Source organism: uncultured Ligilactobacillus sp., from assembly GCF_948826705.1.
Lineage (GTDB): Bacteria > Bacillota > Bacilli > Lactobacillales > Lactobacillaceae > Ligilactobacillus.
Genome location: NZ_CAQLEL010000140.1, coordinates 1 through 20,747 on the forward strand (window position 1 = coordinate 1; position 20,747 = coordinate 20,747).

At 39.1% G+C, this 20,747-nt stretch carries 19 protein-coding genes and 1 pseudogene; 4 read left to right on the forward strand and 16 right to left on the reverse strand.

Annotation, left to right across the window (positions count from 1 at the left end):
• From Q9Q35_RS10370 to Q9Q35_RS10380, 3 genes and pseudogenes are all read right to left on the reverse strand, one after another.
• Positions 1 to 491 (reverse strand): annotated as a pseudogene (locus Q9Q35_RS10370) (hypothetical protein); the annotation flags it as partial.
• A gap of 13 nt (positions 492 to 504) precedes the next feature.
• Positions 505 to 825, reverse strand: coding sequence for a metal-sulfur cluster assembly factor (locus Q9Q35_RS10375; protein WP_010689103.1), 321 nt, complete (start codon positions 823 to 825; stop codon positions 505 to 507).
• Positions 809 to 1,585: a S9 family serine peptidase gene (locus Q9Q35_RS10380; RefSeq protein ID WP_304653308.1), complete on the reverse strand. Its 777-nt coding sequence runs from the start codon at positions 1,583 to 1,585 to the stop codon at positions 809 to 811. Before Q9Q35_RS10380 ends, Q9Q35_RS10375 begins: the two co-directional genes overlap by 17 nt.
• A 148-nt stretch (positions 1,586 to 1,733) precedes the next feature.
• On the opposite strand from Q9Q35_RS10380, the gene Q9Q35_RS10385 reads away from it, so the two are divergent.
• Complete coding sequence (locus Q9Q35_RS10385) at positions 1,734 to 2,543, forward strand: Cof-type HAD-IIB family hydrolase (RefSeq protein WP_304653293.1); 810 nt, start codon at positions 1,734 to 1,736, stop codon at positions 2,541 to 2,543.
• Positions 2,544 to 2,739: 196 nt separating this feature from the next.
• On the opposite strand, the gene Q9Q35_RS10390 is transcribed toward Q9Q35_RS10385, so the two are convergent.
• Positions 2,740 to 2,928, reverse strand: a complete 189-nt coding sequence (locus Q9Q35_RS10390) for a 2-hydroxymuconate tautomerase (RefSeq protein WP_004047673.1) — start codon at positions 2,926 to 2,928, stop codon at positions 2,740 to 2,742.
• Between the two features lie 123 nt (positions 2,929 to 3,051).
• Here Q9Q35_RS10390 and Q9Q35_RS10395 point away from each other — a divergent pair, with 123 nt between their 5' ends.
• Positions 3,052 to 4,482 carry a C69 family dipeptidase gene (locus Q9Q35_RS10395; protein WP_304653294.1) on the forward strand — a complete coding sequence of 477 codons (1,431 nt, stop codon included), beginning with the start codon at positions 3,052 to 3,054 and terminating at the stop codon, positions 4,480 to 4,482.
• A 134-nt stretch (positions 4,483 to 4,616) separates the two neighbouring features.
• Here Q9Q35_RS10395 and Q9Q35_RS10400 read toward each other — a convergent pair whose 3' ends face one another.
• Positions 4,617 to 4,931, reverse strand: a complete 315-nt coding sequence (locus Q9Q35_RS10400) for a heavy metal-binding domain-containing protein (RefSeq protein ID WP_304653295.1) — start codon at positions 4,929 to 4,931, stop codon at positions 4,617 to 4,619.
• Between the two features lie 15 nt (positions 4,932 to 4,946).
• Positions 4,947 to 5,903, reverse strand: coding sequence for a hypothetical protein (locus Q9Q35_RS10405; RefSeq protein WP_304653296.1), 957 nt, complete (start codon positions 5,901 to 5,903; stop codon positions 4,947 to 4,949).
• 161 nt (positions 5,904 to 6,064) lie between these two features.
• Here Q9Q35_RS10405 and Q9Q35_RS10410 point away from each other — a divergent pair, with 161 nt between their 5' ends.
• Positions 6,065 to 6,427, forward strand: a complete 363-nt coding sequence (locus tag Q9Q35_RS10410; RefSeq protein WP_304653297.1) for an iron-sulfur cluster biosynthesis family protein — start codon at positions 6,065 to 6,067, stop codon at positions 6,425 to 6,427.
• Positions 6,428 to 6,476: 49 nt separating this feature from the next.
• Here the strand turns inward: Q9Q35_RS10410 and Q9Q35_RS10415 are convergent, their stop codons facing one another.
• The 9 genes from Q9Q35_RS10415 to dnaE form a co-directional block, all read right to left on the reverse strand.
• A complete protein-coding gene (locus tag Q9Q35_RS10415; RefSeq protein WP_304653298.1) occupies positions 6,477 to 7,268 on the reverse strand; it encodes a TraX family protein in 792 nt (263 codons plus the stop codon).
• A 27-nt stretch (positions 7,269 to 7,295) separates the two neighbouring features.
• Positions 7,296 to 9,284, reverse strand: coding sequence for an ABC transporter permease (locus Q9Q35_RS10420; protein WP_304653299.1), 1,989 nt, complete (start codon positions 9,282 to 9,284; stop codon positions 7,296 to 7,298).
• Between the two features lie 15 nt (positions 9,285 to 9,299).
• Positions 9,300 to 10,055, reverse strand: coding sequence for an ABC transporter ATP-binding protein (locus tag Q9Q35_RS10425; protein WP_304653300.1), 756 nt, complete (start codon positions 10,053 to 10,055; stop codon positions 9,300 to 9,302).
• Between the two features lie 138 nt (positions 10,056 to 10,193).
• Positions 10,194 to 11,171: a sensor histidine kinase gene (locus Q9Q35_RS10430; RefSeq protein ID WP_304653301.1), complete on the reverse strand. Its 978-nt coding sequence runs from the start codon at positions 11,169 to 11,171 to the stop codon at positions 10,194 to 10,196.
• Complete coding sequence (locus Q9Q35_RS10435) at positions 11,155 to 11,847, reverse strand: response regulator transcription factor (RefSeq protein ID WP_304653302.1); 693 nt, start codon at positions 11,845 to 11,847, stop codon at positions 11,155 to 11,157. The genes Q9Q35_RS10430 and Q9Q35_RS10435 overlap by 17 nt, the downstream gene beginning before the upstream one ends.
• A 9-nt stretch (positions 11,848 to 11,856) precedes the next feature.
• Positions 11,857 to 12,759: a magnesium transporter CorA family protein gene (locus tag Q9Q35_RS10440; RefSeq protein ID WP_304653303.1), complete on the reverse strand. Its 903-nt coding sequence runs from the start codon at positions 12,757 to 12,759 to the stop codon at positions 11,857 to 11,859.
• Between the two features lie 317 nt (positions 12,760 to 13,076).
• The gene (gene pyk, locus Q9Q35_RS10445) at positions 13,077 to 14,837 is read right to left on the reverse strand and encodes a pyruvate kinase (protein ID WP_304653304.1); all 1,761 of its coding nucleotides are present in this window, start codon (positions 14,835 to 14,837) and stop codon (positions 13,077 to 13,079) included.
• 113 nt (positions 14,838 to 14,950) lie between these two features.
• Positions 14,951 to 15,913, reverse strand: coding sequence for a 6-phosphofructokinase (gene pfkA, locus Q9Q35_RS10450; RefSeq protein WP_004047896.1), 963 nt, complete (start codon positions 15,911 to 15,913; stop codon positions 14,951 to 14,953).
• Positions 15,914 to 16,041: 128 nt separating this feature from the next.
• Positions 16,042 to 19,347 carry a DNA polymerase III subunit alpha gene (dnaE, locus tag Q9Q35_RS10455; RefSeq protein ID WP_304653305.1) on the reverse strand — a complete coding sequence of 1,102 codons (3,306 nt, stop codon included), beginning with the start codon at positions 19,345 to 19,347 and terminating at the stop codon, positions 16,042 to 16,044.
• Positions 19,348 to 19,556: 209 nt separating this feature from the next.
• On the opposite strand from dnaE, the gene Q9Q35_RS10460 reads away from it, so the two are divergent.
• On the forward strand, positions 19,557 to 19,754 hold the full coding sequence (locus Q9Q35_RS10460; RefSeq protein ID WP_304653306.1) for a YjzD family protein: 198 nt from the start codon (positions 19,557 to 19,559) through the stop codon (positions 19,752 to 19,754).
• A 36-nt stretch (positions 19,755 to 19,790) separates the two neighbouring features.
• On the opposite strand, the gene Q9Q35_RS10465 is transcribed toward Q9Q35_RS10460, so the two are convergent.
• Positions 19,791 to 20,747: AAA family ATPase (locus tag Q9Q35_RS10465; RefSeq protein ID WP_304653307.1), on the reverse strand; the 957-nt coding region annotated here is incomplete at its 5' end.

Below are 20,747 nucleotides of genomic sequence, written 5' to 3' on the forward strand. Positions count from 1 at the left end.
GAAGCTGCAATAAATATCTGATCATCTAGATCTGAGTGATAGTTGTCTCCCATTACACCGATCACAGGCAAATAATTACCATCTAGTTTCAAATATGCCTGGTCTTTAGGTTCATATAGTTTTTTTTCATAATTTTTTCCAACAACTGCCAACGGAACATCCGATTCAAAGTCAGCACTTGAAAAGAAATGTCCCGAAAGCAATGGCGGCTGCGTATAATTGCCCTTACCGTAAAAATATGTCACATTTTGCTGATCTTTAGCTTGATAATGGAGCTGGACATCAGTTAATTTATCATTGCCCTTTACCTTTTGATCAAGTTCTGCCAGTGATATATCTTGTTTGAGCGTGATCTTATACGCATCTAAAGAGAGGTTGTTATTATTCAATTGAATGATCAGATCACGTTCTTGGATCTTAAAAAATAAATAGACACAAAAAAATGAGATCAAGGCAATATATATCACAACAAAAATCTTTCTTTTTAACACAAAAACGCCTCCGTTAGTGGATCCCTAGCGCCATCTTAGCATAGCTAGTCATGCGGTCCATTGTCCAGGCTGGTTCCCAAACAAATTCAACTTCGACCTTTTTAACTTCAGCGATCCCATCCATCGAACGTTCGACCATATCAGCCAATAAGTTCGTCAAGGGGCATCCCATCGTAGTCAAGGTCATCTGAACGATACATAGACCATCTTCTTTTAGATCAACTGAATAGATCAAACCTAAATTAACGATATCCACCCCTAATTCTGGATCGATCACCGTTTCAAGGGCATCTAAAATATCTTTTTTTATCAATTCACTATTTCGTGGTTCCATCATCGATTCCTCCAAAATACTCTTCAAATTTTTCTGCCATCTCGACTGCAGTTGCATAATTTACCTTATGCCCTTGCCCTGTGGTCGTCGTAAATGATGTATTTCTAGCATAATTTTTCCCTTGGATACTGTCAAAAAATGCTTTATCTGGCGCATATGGCACCATTTGATCGGTAGTATCATGCCAAAAATGTACTGGTCGCCCAGCGATCCGTTTAGGGTGCTTTGATAGGTCGATCAGCTCAAGTTGTGCTAATTGCTGATCGATAAAACTAGCTGGAATATCTGTTAAACCCGGTAACTCTTCCAGTAGTTGACGGGCAAACGCTGTCGGACAAGGAGAGCCCATCAAACTTACACCAGCTTTGATCCAATCATACACAGTCAATAAAGCACAAGTCGTGATCGCTCCCATCGAAAGGCCACTGACACCAACTAGGTCATCTTTTATCCCGCACGTTTGGCGATAGTAATTTACCAAAAATGGTAGCTCTTTGACTGAACTAGCTACGATCTGCCAAAATTCTTGGCGGTGACTAGTGACAGGTCCGATTTGTCTTTGACCATGAAACTTAGCATCTGGTAAGACCACTCTAAAGCCACGTTTGGCTAGTTCGTAACCTTCTGTTAAGACTCGTTCTTTACAACCAGTCCAACCGTGATAAAAAACGATCAGCGGTAAACTTTGAGTGCGATATTTTTTAGCCACGACTTCTAAAACCGGTAAGCCCTCGATCTGTTTTGCAATGATCTCGATCATCATAACTACTCCCTTCTTGATCTTTCCCTTAAAATTATACACTATTATCTTCAAAATGATCGCAAAATTAATTCCTTATCCGTTGTTTTTTATTTAAGTTTGTGATAACTTTAAGCAGATATACTACAAATTTTTAAGGATTGATTCTATGGAACAAAAACTGATCGCGATCGACCTTGATGGCACGACATTAAATGAAAATAGTCAAATAACGTCTAAAACTAAAGAAGTTTTGACCAAAGCTGCAGCAGCAGGACATATCGTTTCGATCGTAACCGGACGCCCTAACCGGATCTCAGAAAACTATTATGATTTTTTGGGCCTTAAATCACCAATGATCAACTTTAATGGTGCCCTGGGACATATTCCACATCAAACTTGGGATAAAGAATATGCCTTGACCTTTAACCGTGATATCGCTTTTGAGATCTTAGCTGCTAAAGAGCAACTTGGGATCAAAGTCGTTGCAGCTGAAGGTAAGAATATGGCCTTAGCCGATGTCCCCAATACTGTGATCGATGATTTCTTTCCAGTAACGTTGAAAGCTAATGAAGTTTTAAATAAGATAAACTTACAAGAAAATCCGTCAGCAATGACGATGTTAGTTGATAAACTTCAATTGCCTAAAACTGTCTCTGCCCTAGAAGAAAATTTTGGCGACAAGATCAACGTTGGGGTTTGGGGTGGTCCTAACCCGATCCTAGAACTATCACCTAAAGGCGTCAATAAAGCTCATGGGGTCAAATTCTTAGCTGATACCTTTAAGATCGACCGTAAAAACATTCTGGCCTTTGGTGATGAACACAATGATGCTGAAATGATCGATTATGCCGGCTGGGGCGTAGTCATGCAAAATGGGACTGATAAACTCAAAGCTTTGGCTAACGATATTACGCCTTTGACCAATAAAGAAGATGGCTTAGCACATTATTTAGAAGAATATTTAAAGTTAGCTTAGAGTAAATAAAAAGGCTGTAACAAAAGTATTTTTTAGTATTAACTACCACTAAAAAATTACTATGCGTTGCTTAGTTGTTACTTGGCACTGTAAAGCCTTAAAAACTAATATTTCCAGAGACAAGCAAAGACATCTTCAAAATTCCAACATTTGGAATTGAAGATGTCTTTTTACTTATGTTACAGCCTCTTTTATTTTAGTTTTCGTCGCTCTTTAACACACCGCCAACAGCGTAACGATCTTTTTGCATTTCATTTAATACAACGTGAACATGTTCAGCTGGAGCACCAGTGTTTTCAACCACTGCCTTAGTTACGTCTTTGACTAAGTTCTTGAGTTGTTCTTGGCTACGACCTTCGATAAGTTCGATATGAACTAATGGCATTATTGTCATCTCCCTCTTGATTGATATGTTAATTATGACAAAGTTTTAGTACAAGTGCAATTGTTTTTAGTTCTATTGGTCTGCTAAAATAAAACTAATCAACTGATGAAAGGACGTCTCTTTATGACACTTTACAAAACTTTCGAATTTTCTGCTTGCACTAGCATCTTAGTCGGAAAAAAAGCGATGGCTGATGGTTCGACTGTGATCGGACGCAATGAAGATGCCAAAAGCGCTTGGCCCAAACACATGGTCATTCATCCTCATCAAGAATTTGATACCCCACAAGAATTTATCTCAAAGGATAACGGCTTTAAAATGCCACTACCACAAGTTCGTTTTAAATACAGTGCCACTCCAGAATGGACAGCTGAATTTGGCTTATTTGAAGAAGATGGTATCAACGAATATGGAGTAGCCATGAGTGCCACTGAAAGTGCTTATGCCAACGAACGCGTTTTAGGCTACGATCCACTTGTCAAAGATGGGATCGGCGAAGAAGCCATGGTCACCGTCGTTTTGCCATATGTAAAAACAGCCCGCGAAGGTGTAAAACGCCTAGGTCAGATCATTGAGAAATACGGTACTTGCGAATCTAACGGGATCTTATTTGCTGATCAAGAAGAAGTTTGGTATTTAGAAACAGGGTCAGGTCACCACTTTGTTGCTCAAAGGATCCCCGATGATTGCTATGCTGTAGTGGCTAACCAATTAGCGATCCAAGAGATCGACTTCAACGATCCCGTTAACTTTATCTTTTCAACCGGGATCCAAGAATTTGTAGCCACTAACCATTTAAATCCTGATCCGACATGCTTTAATTTCCGCAATATTTTTGGAACACACGAATTGTCCGATGAGATCTACAGTACTCCACGAGTCTGGGACGGTCAACGTTACCTGACCCCTAGCGTCAAACAAGATCCCATGAGCGAAGAATTACCATTTATCCAAAAGGCTGACCGCTTATTGTATTTAGATGATCTAAAATACGTCTTAGGCTCGCATTTTCAAAATACACCTTACGATCCACTAGGCAAGGCTCCAGAAAAAAACAAATTTAGACCGATCAGCTTAGCTAAAACGCAGGAATCTCACTTGCTCCAACTTCGTCCAAACTTACCAGTCGAGATCGCTGGTCTTCACTGGGTCGCAATGGGCGTTACGGCACAAAGTGTTTTTGTCCCCGTCTATGCAGGTAGCACCGATGTCCACCCCGCTTACAAAGTCGGACAAAAGACGTATTCTAACGACTCAGCTTACTGGGTCTACAAATTACTTGGTGTCTTAGTCGATCCTCACTATGCGCAATTTGGACCAAAAGTTTTGGATCTAAAAAAAGAACTTGCTGTCAAATTCACCCAGATCATCAAGCAAACAGATGAAAAAGCATTGACTGTAAATGATCCGCTTGCTTTAAGTGAGTTGTTGACCAAGACATCCCTTGAGATGCAAGAATTAGGTTTAAATGAAACTCAGAAGCTGACCGCTGAATTGATCACTGAAGCAACGGATCTTTCACCACTGAATTTCAAGACTGACGCTAATTTATAAAATGTATTTTTTTCTGTTCTTTGAATAAAACAAGCTCCCCGGTAGAAGTCATATACCAACTTCTATCGGGGAGCTTTATTCGCTTAAATACCTTTTACTTTAGACGATAGATACTCTTAACTCGTCTATCGTAGTTAGTCAATAAATTTTACGGCAGTACCATAGGCAGCAACTGATTGCATATCTGCACTGATCGAGCCCGAATCAAAGCGCATCATGACAACCGCATCAGCTCCCATAGCCTTGGCTTCTTGTTTTAAACGTTCGACAGCTTCGTGACGAGAATTATTTAGCATCTTGGTGTAGCCCTTGATCTCACCACCAACGATGCTCTTTAGACCTGCACCAAAGTCACTGGCAATATTGCGCGATTGAGTCGTCACCCCAAACGCTGTACCGATCACTTCATATTGTTTGCCTGGAATATGTTCTGTTGTTACAACTAACATTTACTACACCCTTTCTTATGAAAAACTAACTATTTCGGTCAAAGGTTCGATCACCTCTAGTGTCTTTTCACCATAGCTCAAACACTGAGCCGGTGCGATCACATGCACGACCTCTTTTAATTCGCTCTCACTTTGATCTGCAGCAATCATATCAATGTCTCTAATACTATCTTTATTATAAACGATGGTATCTCGCTTAGTCATTTCTGCTTGAATTATGAATTTTTCTGGTTTTTCCTCGGCTGATTTTAAATTAGTTGGCGTCGTAGCTGTAAAATCGTTAAACGGGAATAATAATTTAGCTAAAATAGCAAGATCTGGTGCAAGCAGTAAAGTTCTGCCTGCTTGTTTAGCAATTTCTTGATATTCTAGGATCTCTTCTGGGGCTAATTCTGATAATTTTAAAGCTGGTAAATCTGTCTTCGATAGATTTGCTAAGAAACGTTTGAATTTTTTGGTGTTTGACACAAAAACTTCACTGGTCTGTAAAGCTGCACTATCTAACAACAACAGATCTAACTTAGCTGTCTGAAAAGCTTTTTTCCATTTTTTGATCCGCTTCTTATGTGCCCCACGCGTAATAAATCGCCCTGTATAGCCAAGCACTTTGCCTTCATGTTCAAGTAATAAACTGACTGCTCCGTTCAAACCATCATCACTTGGAAACGCAGTGACCCAGAGATCTGATATCTGAACGGGATAATTATAAGGATAGCACTTTATTTTTCTAAAATTCAAAGGTCTGATGAAACCTGTTTGAACTAATTTTTGAAGCTGTTTAAGTAACATTTGTGGCAAATAAACAAGATTTTTGCGTCGCTTATCAGCTAAGATCTGCAAGAGATCAGTCGATAAATGTGTGAACAGGTAAATATCTCCCGTTGTGGAAGTTACTCTTTCTTTAGGATCGAGTATGATCGTTTGCTTAGACTCAAGGCAAATACTACCTTCATTTTTAATGATCAAGGACATATTATCACCTGGCCTTTCTTAATTTTTCTAACTAATTCAATTATAAGCGAAGCATGTAAATAATTCTATCTTTATACAGCTAACTTTTTGTAAGCATATATGTTGTAATCAATTAGCAAGTGATAGATAATATACATATCAGTTAAGGGAGGTATTTTAAAATGAAATTAACCATTACAGATGAAGCAGCTACTAAATTGCGTCCATTTTTTGAAGATCAAAATGCCATTGTTCTACTTGATTTTGATGATGGTGTCGGTCCTTTTTCAAAAGTAGGTGTATGTTCTTTAAATCAAGCCTTTCAATTAGTGATCGTTGATAAGGATGAAGACATCCACGATTATAACGAAAAGATAACGACTGATCTTGGTGATGTATACTACAAAGGCTATTCTGACATGTACTTAGATCAAGTCATGCAACTAAAATTAAATCCGCAAAATATGACTTTGCGCCTTGTAGGTAACAGTTCGGGTGAATTGACCCCAGTATTAAATATTATCGATCTACGCAAAAATAGTTAGATCTAATAAAATAGCCTAGGAGTTTCAACTCTCCTAAGCTATTTTTTATTTATACAAAGGCTTTGATCAAGTAAATGATCCAAAGGTGAACTGGATAAAAGATATAGAAGAACGATTTTTCAGCTTGACTACCACTTCCACCACGTTTGCCATTATATAGCCAGATCAATGGAATGACGGCTACCATCATAAATTCACTAGCAAATGTCAAATGTTCATAGAGTGAAAATGAAGCTGTCGCTCCGCTACTGTAACTGTAATAAGCTTTAGCAAATAACAGAGCACACCAGAGAAATGTTGCCCAAAGCATTGGCGCTTGCTTGTGATACTTACGACCTAAGAAAAAGATCAATGCTAACGGCAAGAGATAGATCCCACCTTCTGCAAAAGCAAACATCAAAAGAGCACTTACGATAAATGTTGGCCATGATGCCTTACGTCTATGCTTATTTAAGATGTTATCCAATGACCACATCATGATCAGCTGTAAAGCTAACGTCAAAAAGATATTATGTGGCCCGAGGAACAATAAGTAATTGGGCTGATGATCAAACGGATCGATATATGACTTAGTCAAGAGATTATAGATAATATTACCGATCCCTACGACTAACGCTCCGATCAATAAACGCTCCAAATACCGTCGTTTATTGCGAGTGTGAAAATATCCTTCGACTAATAAAAATGAAAATGTTGGGGCCACGAAACGTCCTAAGAAATTGATCCATAAAGGCCAATGCAACTCTGGTCCAAAATACATATTCAAATGGTCTACCAACATAAAGATCATTGCTAAAACTTTTAACTGATAACCAGTTAAACCTTTTTTAAGAAAACTCATCTTCTTTCTCTCCTAAATTTTTACTACTTAACGTTCAACTAGACGGTAATAGACCCGTGCAGTTAATTGATACACAATATAATACAGAATACTAAAGATCAGTGCAACCACGAGCGTAACTACTAAGAACAGTTGCCAGTTGGTGATCCCAAATAAGACCAACATCTTTTTGATCAGTGGGAAAGCAAAAGCAACGTGTAACATTGCAAAAGCTAAAGGGAAGATAAAGACCATCATGATCTGACTGTGGATCACACGTTTGACTTCAGCTTCATCCATCCCAACTTTTTGTAAGATCACAAAGCGCTCGCGGTCGTCCATTCCTTCAGACACTTGCTTGTAATAGATGATCAATGTCGTAGCTAGTAAGAAAGCTATCCCTAAAATGATCCCTAAAAAGAAGAATCCACCATCAAAGCGTTTGACACTTTCGCGATAGCTATCCTTGTCCTGAAAAAAATACCATTGTTTATCCGCAGTTTTAGCAAACTCTTTGCTTAGTCCACGGATGAACGCTTTACGTTTAGCTTGATCTTTAAGTTCAATGTTGAAATTTAATTGATAAGCAGGATCTAAGTAGGCTGCTGTTTCTTTAGTTTTGTATAATTCTTTTAATAGTCCCTCGATCTGTTTTTGATCTTTCATAACTACAATGTATGAATCAACTGGTGATGCATTAAGTAATCCTGTATCTTTTAATTTGTTGACCTGTTGCTTGATTTGATACTTATGTCCATTCAATATCATTGTCTTTTCAGGATAATTCTGCGTAGTAGTATACATAAAGATATCATTTGGTTTAGTTAAAGATAAATTATCTTTTGTCAAAGCATTATATTCACTCAAGCTGATCAAGACCACATTTGCAGCTCTATCAATATCTGAGACATTATAACTCACACGGTCAGAAGCTTTGAAATCGTTAGCTTTTTTTGTAAACAATAAAGATTGACTAGTCCGGATATATTGCATATCACTTAATTTAACATCTTCTTTAGTAGCATAGTTTTTAGCTACTTGTTTGAGTTTTGACAGTGGCTCTGCTGAATTGATCATGATATCACGTGGAAACATCTGTTGAACTTGATCATTTGATCCAAAAAAGAGCCCCGCTGTTGTTGAAACAGTGACTAAGACCATCGTTGATAAGATACAGATGCTAGCCAACCCGACCGCATTTTGTTTCATCCGATAGATCATCCCTGATACAGGAATGAAATGTTTAACATTGTAGTAGTAGTTTTCATTTTTACGCAATAATTTTAGAACAACGATGCTTCCGGCTGTAAATATCAAGTAAGTCCCGATGATCACTAAAAGTACTGCTATAAAGAAATTAGTGACCGCTGAAACTGGAGACTTGATCGTAAGAGCGATCCAATAACCCCAAACTAAAGTGACTAAACCGACTAAGGCCAAGAACCATTTAGCTTTAGGCTCTTTTTCACCTTTTTGATCAGCATGTAACAACTCGATCGGATCACTTTTAAAGATATTAAAAGCGTTGATCAAATATAACCATGCGTAAATGCCAGCGATAAATAAGATCGTGAGCGTCAAGATCGAAGTGTTCAAAGTAAATTTGAATTCATTACCGATCCCCATCAATTTCTTGATGATCAGGTACGCCAGTCGGGAAAAAATCACGCCACTTGTGATACCTAAAACAACTGTAGTAACTAAATTGATCACTTTTTCAAAGAAGGTCAACTTATATAATTCACGTTTGCCCATCCCCAAAACATTGTACAGACCTAGTTCGTTTTTACGTTGTTTGTTTAGTATCGTTTCTGTATAAGTAGCAAATACCACTGAAAAGATCAATACGATCACAGAACCAAAACCAAAAAGTTGGGTGATCGCTTCAGCCCCTTGGAGTTTAGCTAAACCTGGGTCATTTGCGACCATCAACATCAGAGTATTTAAGGCCGTCAAAAAGATCATCGACAGTAAAAATGGTACAAAAGCCTGTTTATTTTTACGAATATTTTGGAAAGCTAATTTAGCATAAAACATACAGATCCCTCCTGACTAACGTGGCAATAACGATGCCATCGTCATATTGATCTTTTCTAAGAAAGCTTTAGAATCAAGTTCACCCCGATAAAGTTGATGATAAACGATCCCGTCTTTGATAAACAAGACCCGCTTAGCCCGACTAGCAGCTAATGAACTGTGTGTGACCATCAAGATCGTTTGACCATTTTGATTTAACTGTTCAAAGATATCTAACAACTGATCTGAGGTCTTTGAATCTAACGCCCCAGTCGGTTCGTCGGCTAAAAGTAGCGCTGGATCGGTAATGATCGCCCGAGCGACTGCCACACGTTGCTTTTGTCCGCCAGATAATTCGTACGGATATTTTTCTAATAAAGCAGTGATCTCTAATTTTTCTGCTAATTCTTGTAATTTAGGCTTAGCTGCTTTGATACTTTTACGTGATAAAACTAATGGTAGTAAGATATTATCTTTCACAGAGATCGTGTCCAATAAGTTAAAATCTTGGAAGACAAATCCCAAATGTTCGCGTCTAAATGCCGCTGCTGCTTTTTCTTTGATCTGTGTCAGATCGTCACCATTCAAATACAATTTACCTGATGTTGGTTTATCCAAAGTAGCGATCATATTCAACAAGGTACTCTTCCCAGAACCGGATTCACCCATAATTGCTGTATATTCGCCCTCATTGACTTCAAGTTGGATATCTTTTAAAGCTTCAACTTGAACGCCCTTAAAACGACTCTGATAAACTTTGCGTGCGTGTTCGATCTTTAGTAATTCATTCATGATCATTTCCTCCGTTGTCTTAATTGATATATTAATCATAACAAGCACGGTCATTTATGCCTACTTACAAAATAAATGGCAACCTTACAAAATTGTAAGGTTGCCATTTTTAAATAACATTAAAGTTAAAGTAACAATTTATTTATAATATTTTGGGAAATAAACTTTGACCGTCGTTCCTTGACCAATTTTAGAAGTCAGTTCGAGTTTACATCCTAATTTGAGCGCAACTTTTTGACTCAAATATAATCCTAGTCCACTTGCTCGTTGATCTTGACGTCCATTATAACCGGTAAAACCTTTTTCAAAGACACGGGGAATATCTTGTGACTTGATCCCGATCCCGGTATCTTTGATCGCCAAATGATCGCCGTTAAAAATAAACGTGATCGTTCCAGTATTGGTATATTTGATCGCATTGAAGATCAATTGTTCTAAAATAAAGATCAACCACTTCTTATCGGTCGTGACTTTGGTATCAAGGTCGACAAATTCCACCCGTAGCCCTTTTTGAGCAAAAAAGAGTGCATACTTTTTCAAGACTTCCTTGATCACTTGATCTAAAGCAACTTGCTCAAAAACGAGATCAGAATTATCCAGCTGTTGGCGCAAATAATTTAACATCAGCTGAAGATACTCATTTATTTTGAACAACTCAGCTCGCATCTTTGGATCGTTTCCTTGCGCTTGGATCAAAAGATCTAAAGCCGATACTGGTGTTTTGACTTGATGTAACCAAATGCCAAAATCTTCTAACATCTCCTGTTTTTTCAAACGGCTATGTTCTAATTCTGCTACTAATTTTTGCTCTAATTCTTCAGCGATCTGCTGATAAAGCCTTTCTACTTGACTGCTACTTGAGGGTAAAAGCTCATGTGAAAAATTAGTTTGTAAGAGTTGTAACTGCTTGAGCTTTCTTTGCCACCGACTAAAAGCAACTAACGTATAACTAAAAATGATCAAACAGCTAAACAATAGCGTGTCGCCTAAGATCGCTTGAGTCTGATCATATAGGTATAACACCAGACTTTGTGTTCCCAGTAATAATAACCATACTAGATAGATCGCTTTATGCTCCCAGATAAAAGCTTTGGTCAATTTAAGCACTTGTTTCATTCTCGATCAAATACCCCTTTCCCTTGACCGTTTGGATCAGATCCTTGATCCCGACTGAGGCTAATTTTTTACGGATCCGAGTGATGTTGACCGCTAACGTATTACTATCGATAAAGTCATCGGCTTGCCATAGTGCTTCGACCATCTGCGTCTTTGAAACGATCTGACCACGTTCACGTAATAAAATAACCAAGATCTTAGTTTCATTGGGTGATAGATTCAACTTACTCTCAGCATTTGCGATCATGTTTTCCTCGGGCGTAAAAGTAAACCCTTGTAAAGCATAGGTATCGACTGTCTGTACCTGATTGTACTGGTAACTTCGCCGTAATAGTGCTTGGATCTTAGCCACTAATAAATTGAGATCAAACGGTTTGACGATAAAATCATCGGCACCTAAATTGATCGCCATGATCTGATTCATTTGATCAGCAGCTGATGAGATAAAAATGATCGGCACTTGCGAATGTTTTCTGATCTCTTGGCACCAATGAAAGCCATTAAAATAAGGCAATGAAATATCCAACAAGACCAATTGTGGAGCAAGTTCTAAACATTCACTTAACACATTTTGAAAATCAGTCACACCTTTACAATCATACCCCCAAGAATTCAATTTTTCACTGACAACTTGAATGATCGTTGCATCATCTTCTACCATAAAAATAGTCTGCATATTCCCACCTCATTTTATGCGTTTTAAGATCGTCACTAACAGTCCGATCGATAAAAACATACTGATAAAAATAATTATGAGCCAGCCAAATGGACTATCTTTAAACGGTAATAAAACATTCATTCCAAAAAAGCCTGTCACAATGGTCGGGACCGTCAATAATAATGACCAGATCGTCAATAAACGCATCGTGTCATTTAAATTGTTATTCAACAAGTTATTATATGTCTCCGAGATCTGGCCTAAGATCTGATCGGATAAATTAGCCATCGCCACCAACTGATCAGCTTCGATCTCAACATCTTCCAGCTCTTCTTGTTCATTTTCTGTCAGATAGCGATAAAGTGAGAGCTTTTTTAATTGTGCCAGTAGTAATGAATTTTGTTGTGTTGAATTGACTAAATAGACTAAGCCCATTCCTAGATCTGAAAGCTCCAACAAATTACGGTTAGTCGTTTTAGTTTTTAATTTTTCTGTCAAAGCTAAACGTTTTTTATCGATCTCTTTGATCACTGGGAAAAATACTCCCACGATCTGATAAAGCGTCTTAAAGATCAAACTCAAGCGACTGAGATTAGGCTGACGTGTGATCAACCCTTCAATGAACTCAGTCACATAAGCTGTTTTAGCTGTCGTAAAACTGTACAACTCATTTTGCTTGACGATAAAAGCCACAGGTGTCGTTTCATAGCGTTCACTGTGTTTTTTGATCACATTAAAAACGATCAACAATAGCTCCTCTTCAGCATCATATTCCACGTGAGCATTTTCGTGTTCATCAAGAGCATAACCCAATAGTTCTTTATCGAGCTTGGCTTGTTTTTTTAACTCCTGGACCACATTTTCATCATCTTTTTTGATATCGATCCAAATAAAATCTTTTTTTGGACCAAAAACGATCTTCTTGCTCATCTTTCCAACTCCTAGCAATTATATATCTACCACAAATAATTTTAGCATAGCACAAAAAGCTAGCTGGATAAAGTTGATATATACTTTCTAATTCTGCATATGTTATTCCTAAAATATAGGGTTGGATCATACTACTGATATCTTCTGCTAAAATTTTATCTGCAACGTCAAGTTAATCGACGATCTCAGCTAAACCGCTGATATAAGCCACGCTTCTTGATCATTATATTTCTCCAAATTTTTAAGTACAAAAAAGACCCGCCTCAAACGAAGCGGGTCCGATAACTAGTTATTTATCTTAAATTTAAGCGTTCGGCTTAAAGTGCATTTGAAGCACCGTGGTAAACGATACCACGACGAGAATCAACTGTTACAACTTCACCGTCAGCGATCAATTCAGTTGCGTTTGTAGCGCCAACAACAACAGGAATACCCATTGAGATACCTACAACAGCAGCATGTGATGTTAAACCACCGTTTTCAACGATCAAAGCAGATGCCTTTTCGATAGCTGGTAAGTAGTCTTTGTCAGTTGTCTTTGTTACAAGAACTGCACCTTCAACAGCTTTTTCATTAGCTTCAGCAGCAGATGTAGCTACAACAGCTTTGCCGATAACAGTTTCGTCACCAACACCTTGGCCTTCAACTAATTTAGAACCGATCAATTGGATCTTCATAACATTAGTTGTACCCTTTTCACCAACTGGAACACCAGCTGTGATCAAGATCAAATCGCCTTCCTTAGCAAAACCAGCTTCTTTAGCTTTCTCTGTTGCTAAGTTGAACATTTCATCTGTTGAACCTGGTGTTTCGGCAACAACAGGGAATACACCCCAGTTTACAGACAAGCCACGGCGTGTACGTTCGTCAAATGTAACTGCCAAAATGTCAGCATCTGGACGGTACTTGGAGATCATACGAGCTGTGTGACCAGATTTTGTAGCAGCAACGATCGTCTTGATGTTCAAGTTGTCAGCTGCTTCAGCAACGGCACGGCCAATTGCTTCTGTAACATCTGTCTTGTCAAATTCATTCAATGAGAATGACTTGTGTTGACGTAATGCATTTTCAGCTTTAACGTCGATACGAGCCATTGTTGCAACAGCTTCAACTGGGTAGTCACCGTTTGCAGATTCACCAGAAAGCATTGTTGCATCTGTACCATCAAACACAGCGTTAGCAACGTCAGAAGCTTCAGCACGTGTAGGACGTGGGTTTTCTTGCATAGAATCAAGCATTTGTGTAGCTGTGATAACAGCTTTACCAGCAGCGTTACACTTCTTGATCAATGATTTTTGTACCAAAGGAACGTTTTCTGCTGGGATTTCAACACCCATGTCACCACGAGCGATCATCAAACCATCAGAAACTTTCAAGATTTCATCAAAGTTATCGATACCTTCTTGAGATTCGATCTTAGGGAAGATTTGAACATGTTCCATGTTCTTTTCTTCTAATAATTCACGAATATCTAAAACGTCTTGAGGCTTACGTACGAAGGAAGCAGCGATAAAGTTGATTTCGTTATCCAAACCAAAGCGAATATCGTCAGCATCTTTTTCTGTGATACCAGGTAAGTTGATGGAAACACCAGGAGCGTTAACACCTTTACGTGAACCAAGTGTACCTTCGTTAAGAACTGTACATACTAATTCACGGTTTGCTTCGTCTTTCTTTTCGATCTTCATGTCGATCAAGCCATCGTCAAATAATACGTGGCCACCTTCATGAACATCATCGTATAAGTCAGCATAAGTAACAGCGATCTTTTCTTTTGTACCTTCAATAGAAGAATCCATAGAGATACGAACTTCGTCGCCGATGTTGAAGTGAAGCTTGCCACCTTGTTGAACAGTTGTACGGATTTCAGCACCCTTTGTATCAAGCATGATACCAACCATCTTGCCAGTAACCTTTTCAGCTTCACGCACAAGGTTCATACGGCCTAAATGTTCTTCATGGTCACCATGAGAGAAGTTGAAGCGGAAGACGTTAGCGCCTGCTTCGATCAATTTGCAAATTGTATCTAAATCTGAACTAGCTGGTCCAAGTGTACTTACGATCTTGGTCTTTTTCATGAGTTAATTCTCTCCTTTGAAAATCTTAAATGCTCTGCATTTTACGTTGAAATATCAAAAGTTTAAACAGTTACCTGTTAAGGTAGTTTCAACTCCACCTATAAATTGCTACTTTAGAAGCTCAAACGTTCGTTCAAGTCAAGCAATGACACGTCTGTCACATGCTTGTGGTTTTCTAAAGTATCAATGATATCAGTTGCGACAAGTTGGTTGTCGCGAATACCGATAGCTAAACCACCCTTGCCTTCAAGCAATAATCGGACAGCATAATCACCAAAGCGACTAGCTAACACGCGGTCTTTAGCAGTTGGTACGCCACCACGTTGAACGTGGCCCAAAGTAATTGCACGACTATCAAAATCACCATGCTTATCAAGTTCTTCTTTGAAGTCTTTAGCAGACATCACACCTTCAGCCAAGACGATCAAGCCGTGATCTTTACCTTGTTCACGGTTCTTAGTCAACTTATCAGCAATTGCTTTGACGTCATAATCGCGTTCTGGAATAACGATTGCATCTGCTCCGGCTGCGATCCCAGACCATAATGCAATATCTCCAGCGCCACGACCCATAACTTCAACAACAAAGACACGTTGGTGTGATGTTGCTGTATCATTGATGCGATCTAAAGCATCAGTTGCTACGTTGACAGCCGTATCAAAACCGATCGTGAAATCAGTTCCTGGAATATCGTTATCGATCGTTCCTGGAACACCGATCGAGTTAAAGCCATGCTTTGTAAGTTTCAAAGCACCGTGGTAAGAACCGTCGCCACCAATAACAACTAAAGCATCGATCCCAAACTTTTTAAGTTGTTCGATCGCTTTTAATTGTACTTCTTCTTCTGCAAATTCTGGGAAACGTGCAGAGTAAAGAATAGTGCCACCACGATTGATGATACCGTCCAATTGGGAAGATTCCATCTTGAAGATGTTACCTTCAACAAGACCCTTGTAACCATAGTTGACACCATAGGCTTCAAGGCCCGCATTCATAGCGGAACGAGCAATCGCACGTACAGCAGCGTTCATCCCGGAGGCATCGCCACCGCTTGTTAAAATACCAATGCGTTTCATTTCTTCACCTCAAGTAATAATTGTAGTACTACATTCTCCAAATGTAATCTTATCACTTTTGAGCGCCGTTGTCTTGTAAAAAATTGTATTTTCACCAATAATTTAAAAGCAGTTTTCATAAATTTTCATTACTTCAAAACGACATTTTTGCTACCTAATAAGGTTGTTAGCGCTTCTTTCGTACTTTCATCTGGGCGTAACCATAAATTTTCTTGCAAAATTATTTTCCTATTCTCATTTTCTTCGAACAAGATCACAGGAACATCTCCATGATGGGCCCGCAAGATCCGCCAAAGTTGCTGGCGTGTACCCTTTGCTAATGATCTTTCTAAACGTAAATAGTAATATTGCTCTTTGATATCAGTTGCAGCGACCATATCTGAAACTAAGATACTCTTTCTTTCATTACGCAACTCAACTTTCCCACTTACTAGTAAGATATTTTGAGGTTCACATAAAGCAACAAAACGTCGATACTCCCGCGGAAAGATCACCAATTCAGTTTCACCACTTTCATCAGCAACTTGCAAAAAGGCCATCTGCTCGCCTTTTTTAGTTCGGATCACTCGCTTATTTCTAATGTAAACGATCGTCTTGACATTTTCATTTGGTATAAGTTCCGCTAATAATTTTGCGTGTTGCCTTTGACGTAACCAAGCATATTTCTCGACTGGATGTCCCGACAAATACGTCCCTAAGTAATAAAATTCCTTTTCTAAAAGCTCAGCCGCTGAGAACGTTTCAGCCACTTTTTCTTCTTTAGGCGCTAACATCTCAAACAAAGTCTGATTTTCACCACTCAAAGCGATATTGCTCAACACCATCGGTAATTGTGCTAATAGCTTGCTCCTATCTGGTTCTATTTGATCGAGGGCACCAGCATAGATCAAAGCTTTGAGTTGTTCTTCTTTTAAGAGCTTTTTATCCAAACGACGAATAAGATCGGCTAAGCTCTTGAAAATACCGTTTTGTCGGCGCTCTTGTAAGATTGCTTTGACCAGATCACCTCGTAAAGTTTTGATCGATCCTAGACCAAAGACGACTTTTTTGTCCTTGAGTGAAAAATAGAGCTGACTAGTGTTGATATCTGGACCAGCAACTTGTAACTTGAATTGGCGCATCTCGCCTAGATATTCTTTTAACTTGCTATCATTTCCGATCACTGAATTCAATAAAGCAGCAAAAAAAGCAGCAGGATAATGGCTCTTAAGATAAGCCAACTCAAACGCCATTTTAGAGTATGCAACTGCGTGTGACCGGTTGAAACCGTAATTACCAAAGCGTTTCATGTACTCATAGACCTCTAGCGCACTAGCAACTGCATACCCTTTGGCCTTAGCTCCCATGACAAAACGCTCTTGCAATTTATCGATCTTCAATTGATCTTTCTTACTGATCGCTCGCCGCAAGAGATCGGCTTCACCTAAACTAAAGCCCCCCATCGCTGAAGCAACTTGCATGACTTGTTCTTGGTAGACCATGATCCCATAGGTTTTAGCTAGGATCGGTCTTAAACTTTTTTCTGGATAGCTAACAGGATTTGCCCCATGTTTACGCGCAATAAATTCATCGATATTTCCGATCGGTCCTGGACGATATAAAGCATTGACCGCAGCAACATCTTCAAATGAAGTTGGATGTAGACGCCGTAAAACATTTTTGATCCCCGTCGATTCAAATTGAAAGATACCATTTGTCTGTCCTGCTTGAAAGAGTCGTAAAGTCAAAGGATCATCTAAAGAGATCTGTTTTAGATCTAAGTTTTCTTGGTAACCATTGCGGACAAATTTAAGCGCATTATCTAAGATCGTCAAATTCCGTAAGCCTAAAAAGTCGATCTTCAATAGACCAGCTTCTTCAACTTGACCTTTAGCAAACTGTGATAATAAGATCTGATCGGTCCCTAATTGAACCGGGATCAAGTCGCTCAAGACCTCATCACTCAAGATCACCCCTGCAGCATGCGTCGAATAATGACGCGGTAGCCCCTCTAATTTAAGCGCTGTTTTGAACAACAATTCGTTTCTTTGACTATCAGCGATCAAATTTTTGACCTTTTGTGATCCCTGATATGCCTCTTTTAAGGTCAATTTGAACTTATGAGGCAATGCTTTTGACCATTCATCGATCTCAAAACTCGTCAACCCCATGACGCGGGCAACATCGCGGATCGCTTGGCGTGCCCCCAAAGTTCCAAAGGTTATGATCTGAGCCATATGTTCGTGTCCGTACTTTTGGTGAACATATTTGATGATCTGATCACGTTTAGCATCTGGAATATCTAGATCGATATCTGGCATTTGAGCTCGTTCTGGGTTTAAGAAACGTTCAAATAATAGGCCATACCGTAAAGGATCGACATCAGTGATCTTTAGAACATATGAAACCAACGACCCAGCTGCCGATCCTCGCCCTGGCCCGATCCTGATATGGTTGTTGTGCGCATAATTAGTTACGTCCCAAACGATCAAAAAATAATCATCAAAGCCCATCGCATCGATCACAGCTAATTCTTGCTTCAACCTATCAAAATACGGCTTGGTCTCGGTTATCTGATCAGCTACTAATCGTTGACGCAACCCCTCTTGACAAAGTTTTTGTAAATAAGCTTTAGCACTCATCCCATTAGGCGTCTTAAAGTGAGGCAATTTAGTCTTAGGAAAATCTAGTGTCACTTGTGCCAGATCACACAGCCTAGCATTTACATCTAATGCTTCTTTTAATCCTAAAGTCTGATATTCTTCGTGATATTGACTGATCTCTTTGAGATAGTTTTTGCCTAAAGTATTTTTCTTATTCCAGGCTCCACTTAACTTCTCTGCTTCTCCGATCGCCCGCAAAACTTTGACTTCAAAATAATCGGCTGGTTCTAAATAGTGAACTGCACTGGCAGCGATCAAGGCTGTCTGCGTTTGCTGTGCTAATAATTTGATCGCTAATAATTCTTGTTTAGATAAGAGCGGATCGATCCCTAAGTAGATCCCAGCAGTCTTTGTCTGTTTCAAGTTCTCCAAGATCTCACCAGCTTGTTCGTAGTATTTTAATAATAAGCTTTCCTTAGCAGGTGAGATGATAAAGAGATCTTGACTATAGGTCATGACCGCCTTTAAAAATTCTTCTAAATCTGGGAGTTCTTGCTTGAACGTGGTCATTTTTAGCGAAGACAATTTGAGTAAATTGTGGTAGCCCGTGTTATTTTTGGCGATCAATAACAGTTTTGCATCATTTTCAAATTCTAATGTTAACCCAAAAATTGGCTTGATCTGGTATTTTTGACAGGCATGATAAAAATCAAGGACACCATACATCACATCGATATCACTTAAAACTAAACTTTGGTATCCTAAATCGGCAGCACGTTTGACATAATCTTCGATACGCAAAGTGCTCTTTAACAAACTGTTAGCACTGATAACTTGTAATGGAGCAAACAAAACGACCGCCACCTTTCTAAATAAATATCTTTGCTTTAATTATACAAATTTGTCCGTGTCTTTTCAAAAATACGTTCGCCTTTTTATCTCAGTGTGGAAAATGCCGTCCAGATAACTGCGACAGTCTATAAAAATTGCCCCCTAGCCATCCGTTGTAAATTAAAATTCTTTGTGCTAAACTACTTAGTGAGAATGCGAGGTGTTGTCAAATGGCTAAACAACTTACAATTCTTTTTTGGGGCTTTATCTACGGTGAAGTTATCGGTTATGTGCTCTCTGCACTTTCTGGTAGTCCCTTTGAACCACTCCAAAGCGGTCTGATCGCAATGGTCGGTGGCTTTATCGCCGTAAATTGCCTACTCGCTTTTGTTAAAACCCCAAAAAAGGCACCAAAAACTGATAAGTAATAAAAACCGAGACTATTTGTAGCCTCGGTTTTTTTGTTATTCAATAACTGTCTTATTAAAGACTAATTTCCCATCCTTTAGATCGATCTCAACTTTACTGTGTGGTAAGATCTCACCTGAAATGATCTCACGTGCCAATGGTGTTTCGACTTGGTTAGTGATGAATCGTTGCAGTGGACGGGCCCCATAAGCGGGATCATACCCTTTTTGAGCCAACCATTGCCGTGCACTATCACTGATCGTCAAACTGATCTCTTGTTCTTCAAGGCGTTTTGATAGTTGCGCGACGAATTTATCCACGATCTTTCCAATAGCATTTAACGACAATGGTGAGAACATGATGATATCATCGATCCGATTGAGAAATTCAGGCTTAAAGTGGGCCTTAGCGACATCTAATACTTGTTTTTTAGCCTCAGGTGAGATCTTATCGTCAGCTTCTAAATCATTCAATAAGATCTCTGAACCTAAGTTAGACGTTAAGATCAAGATCGTATTTCTAAAATCGACCGTTCGTCCCTGTCCATCAGTCAAACGTCCATCATCTAAAACTTGCAACAAGATATTAAAGACGTCGGGATGAGCTTTTTCGATCTCATCAAATAATACGATCGTGTATGGATTACGGCGAACAGCTTCGGTCAATTGTCCACCTTCTTCATAACCGATATACCCTGGAGCAGCTCCGACCAAGCGGGAAACATTGGCTTTTTCCATATATTCTGACATATCGATCCGAACCATATGCTTATCGGAATCAAAGAGATCTTCAGCTAATGCTTTAGCCAATTCAGTTTTACCGACTCCAGTTGGCCCTAAAAACATAAATGAGCCCAAAGGTTTAGATGGGTCTTGTAACCCAGCACGGGAACGCAAGACCGCATTTGAGACCGCATCAACAGCTTCATCTTGCCCGATCACACGCTTATGCAGATTCTTTGCTAAATGTAAGAGCTTTTGCCGTTCACCTTGAACTAATTTAGCTACAGGTAC

Excerpts from the sequence above, each read along its gene's own strand:
- Q9Q35_RS10415 (WP_304653298.1), bottom strand. The coding sequence starts at position 7,268 with ATGAGTTTTCTTAAAAAAGGTTTAACTGGTTATCAGTTAAAAGTTTTA.
- Q9Q35_RS10440 (WP_304653303.1), bottom strand. The coding sequence starts at position 12,759 with ATGAGCAAGAAGATCGTTTTTGGTCCAAAAAAAGATTTTATTTGGATC.
- Q9Q35_RS10380 (WP_304653308.1), bottom strand. The coding sequence starts at position 1,585 with ATGATCGAGATCATTGCAAAACAGATCGAGGGCTTACCGGTTTTAGAA.
- pyk (WP_304653304.1), bottom strand. The coding sequence starts at position 14,837 with ATGAAAAAGACCAAGATCGTAAGTACACTTGGACCAGCTAGTTCAGAT.
- Q9Q35_RS10395 (WP_304653294.1), top strand. The coding sequence starts at position 3,052 with ATGACACTTTACAAAACTTTCGAATTTTCTGCTTGCACTAGCATCTTA.
- Q9Q35_RS10425 (WP_304653300.1), bottom strand. The coding sequence starts at position 10,055 with ATGAATGAATTACTAAAGATCGAACACGCACGCAAAGTTTATCAGAGT.
- Q9Q35_RS10385 (WP_304653293.1), top strand. The coding sequence starts at position 1,734 with ATGGAACAAAAACTGATCGCGATCGACCTTGATGGCACGACATTAAAT.
- Q9Q35_RS10390 (WP_004047673.1), bottom strand. The coding sequence starts at position 2,928 with ATGCCATTAGTTCATATCGAACTTATCGAAGGTCGTAGCCAAGAACAA.
- Q9Q35_RS10430 (WP_304653301.1), bottom strand. The coding sequence starts at position 11,171 with ATGAAACAAGTGCTTAAATTGACCAAAGCTTTTATCTGGGAGCATAAA.
- Q9Q35_RS10400 (WP_304653295.1), bottom strand. The coding sequence starts at position 4,931 with ATGTTAGTTGTAACAACAGAACATATTCCAGGCAAACAATATGAAGTG.
- Q9Q35_RS10405 (WP_304653296.1), bottom strand. The coding sequence starts at position 5,903 with ATGTCCTTGATCATTAAAAATGAAGGTAGTATTTGCCTTGAGTCTAAG.
- pfkA (WP_004047896.1), bottom strand. The coding sequence starts at position 15,913 with ATGAAACGCATTGGTATTTTAACAAGCGGTGGCGATGCCTCCGGGATG.
- Q9Q35_RS10375 (WP_010689103.1), bottom strand. The coding sequence starts at position 825 with ATGGAACCACGAAATAGTGAATTGATAAAAAAAGATATTTTAGATGCC.
- Q9Q35_RS10435 (WP_304653302.1), bottom strand. The coding sequence starts at position 11,847 with ATGCAGACTATTTTTATGGTAGAAGATGATGCAACGATCATTCAAGTT.
- Q9Q35_RS10410 (WP_304653297.1), top strand. The coding sequence starts at position 6,065 with ATGAAATTAACCATTACAGATGAAGCAGCTACTAAATTGCGTCCATTT.
- Q9Q35_RS10420 (WP_304653299.1), bottom strand. The coding sequence starts at position 9,284 with ATGTTTTATGCTAAATTAGCTTTCCAAAATATTCGTAAAAATAAACAG.
- Q9Q35_RS10460 (WP_304653306.1), top strand. The coding sequence starts at position 19,557 with ATGGCTAAACAACTTACAATTCTTTTTTGGGGCTTTATCTACGGTGAA.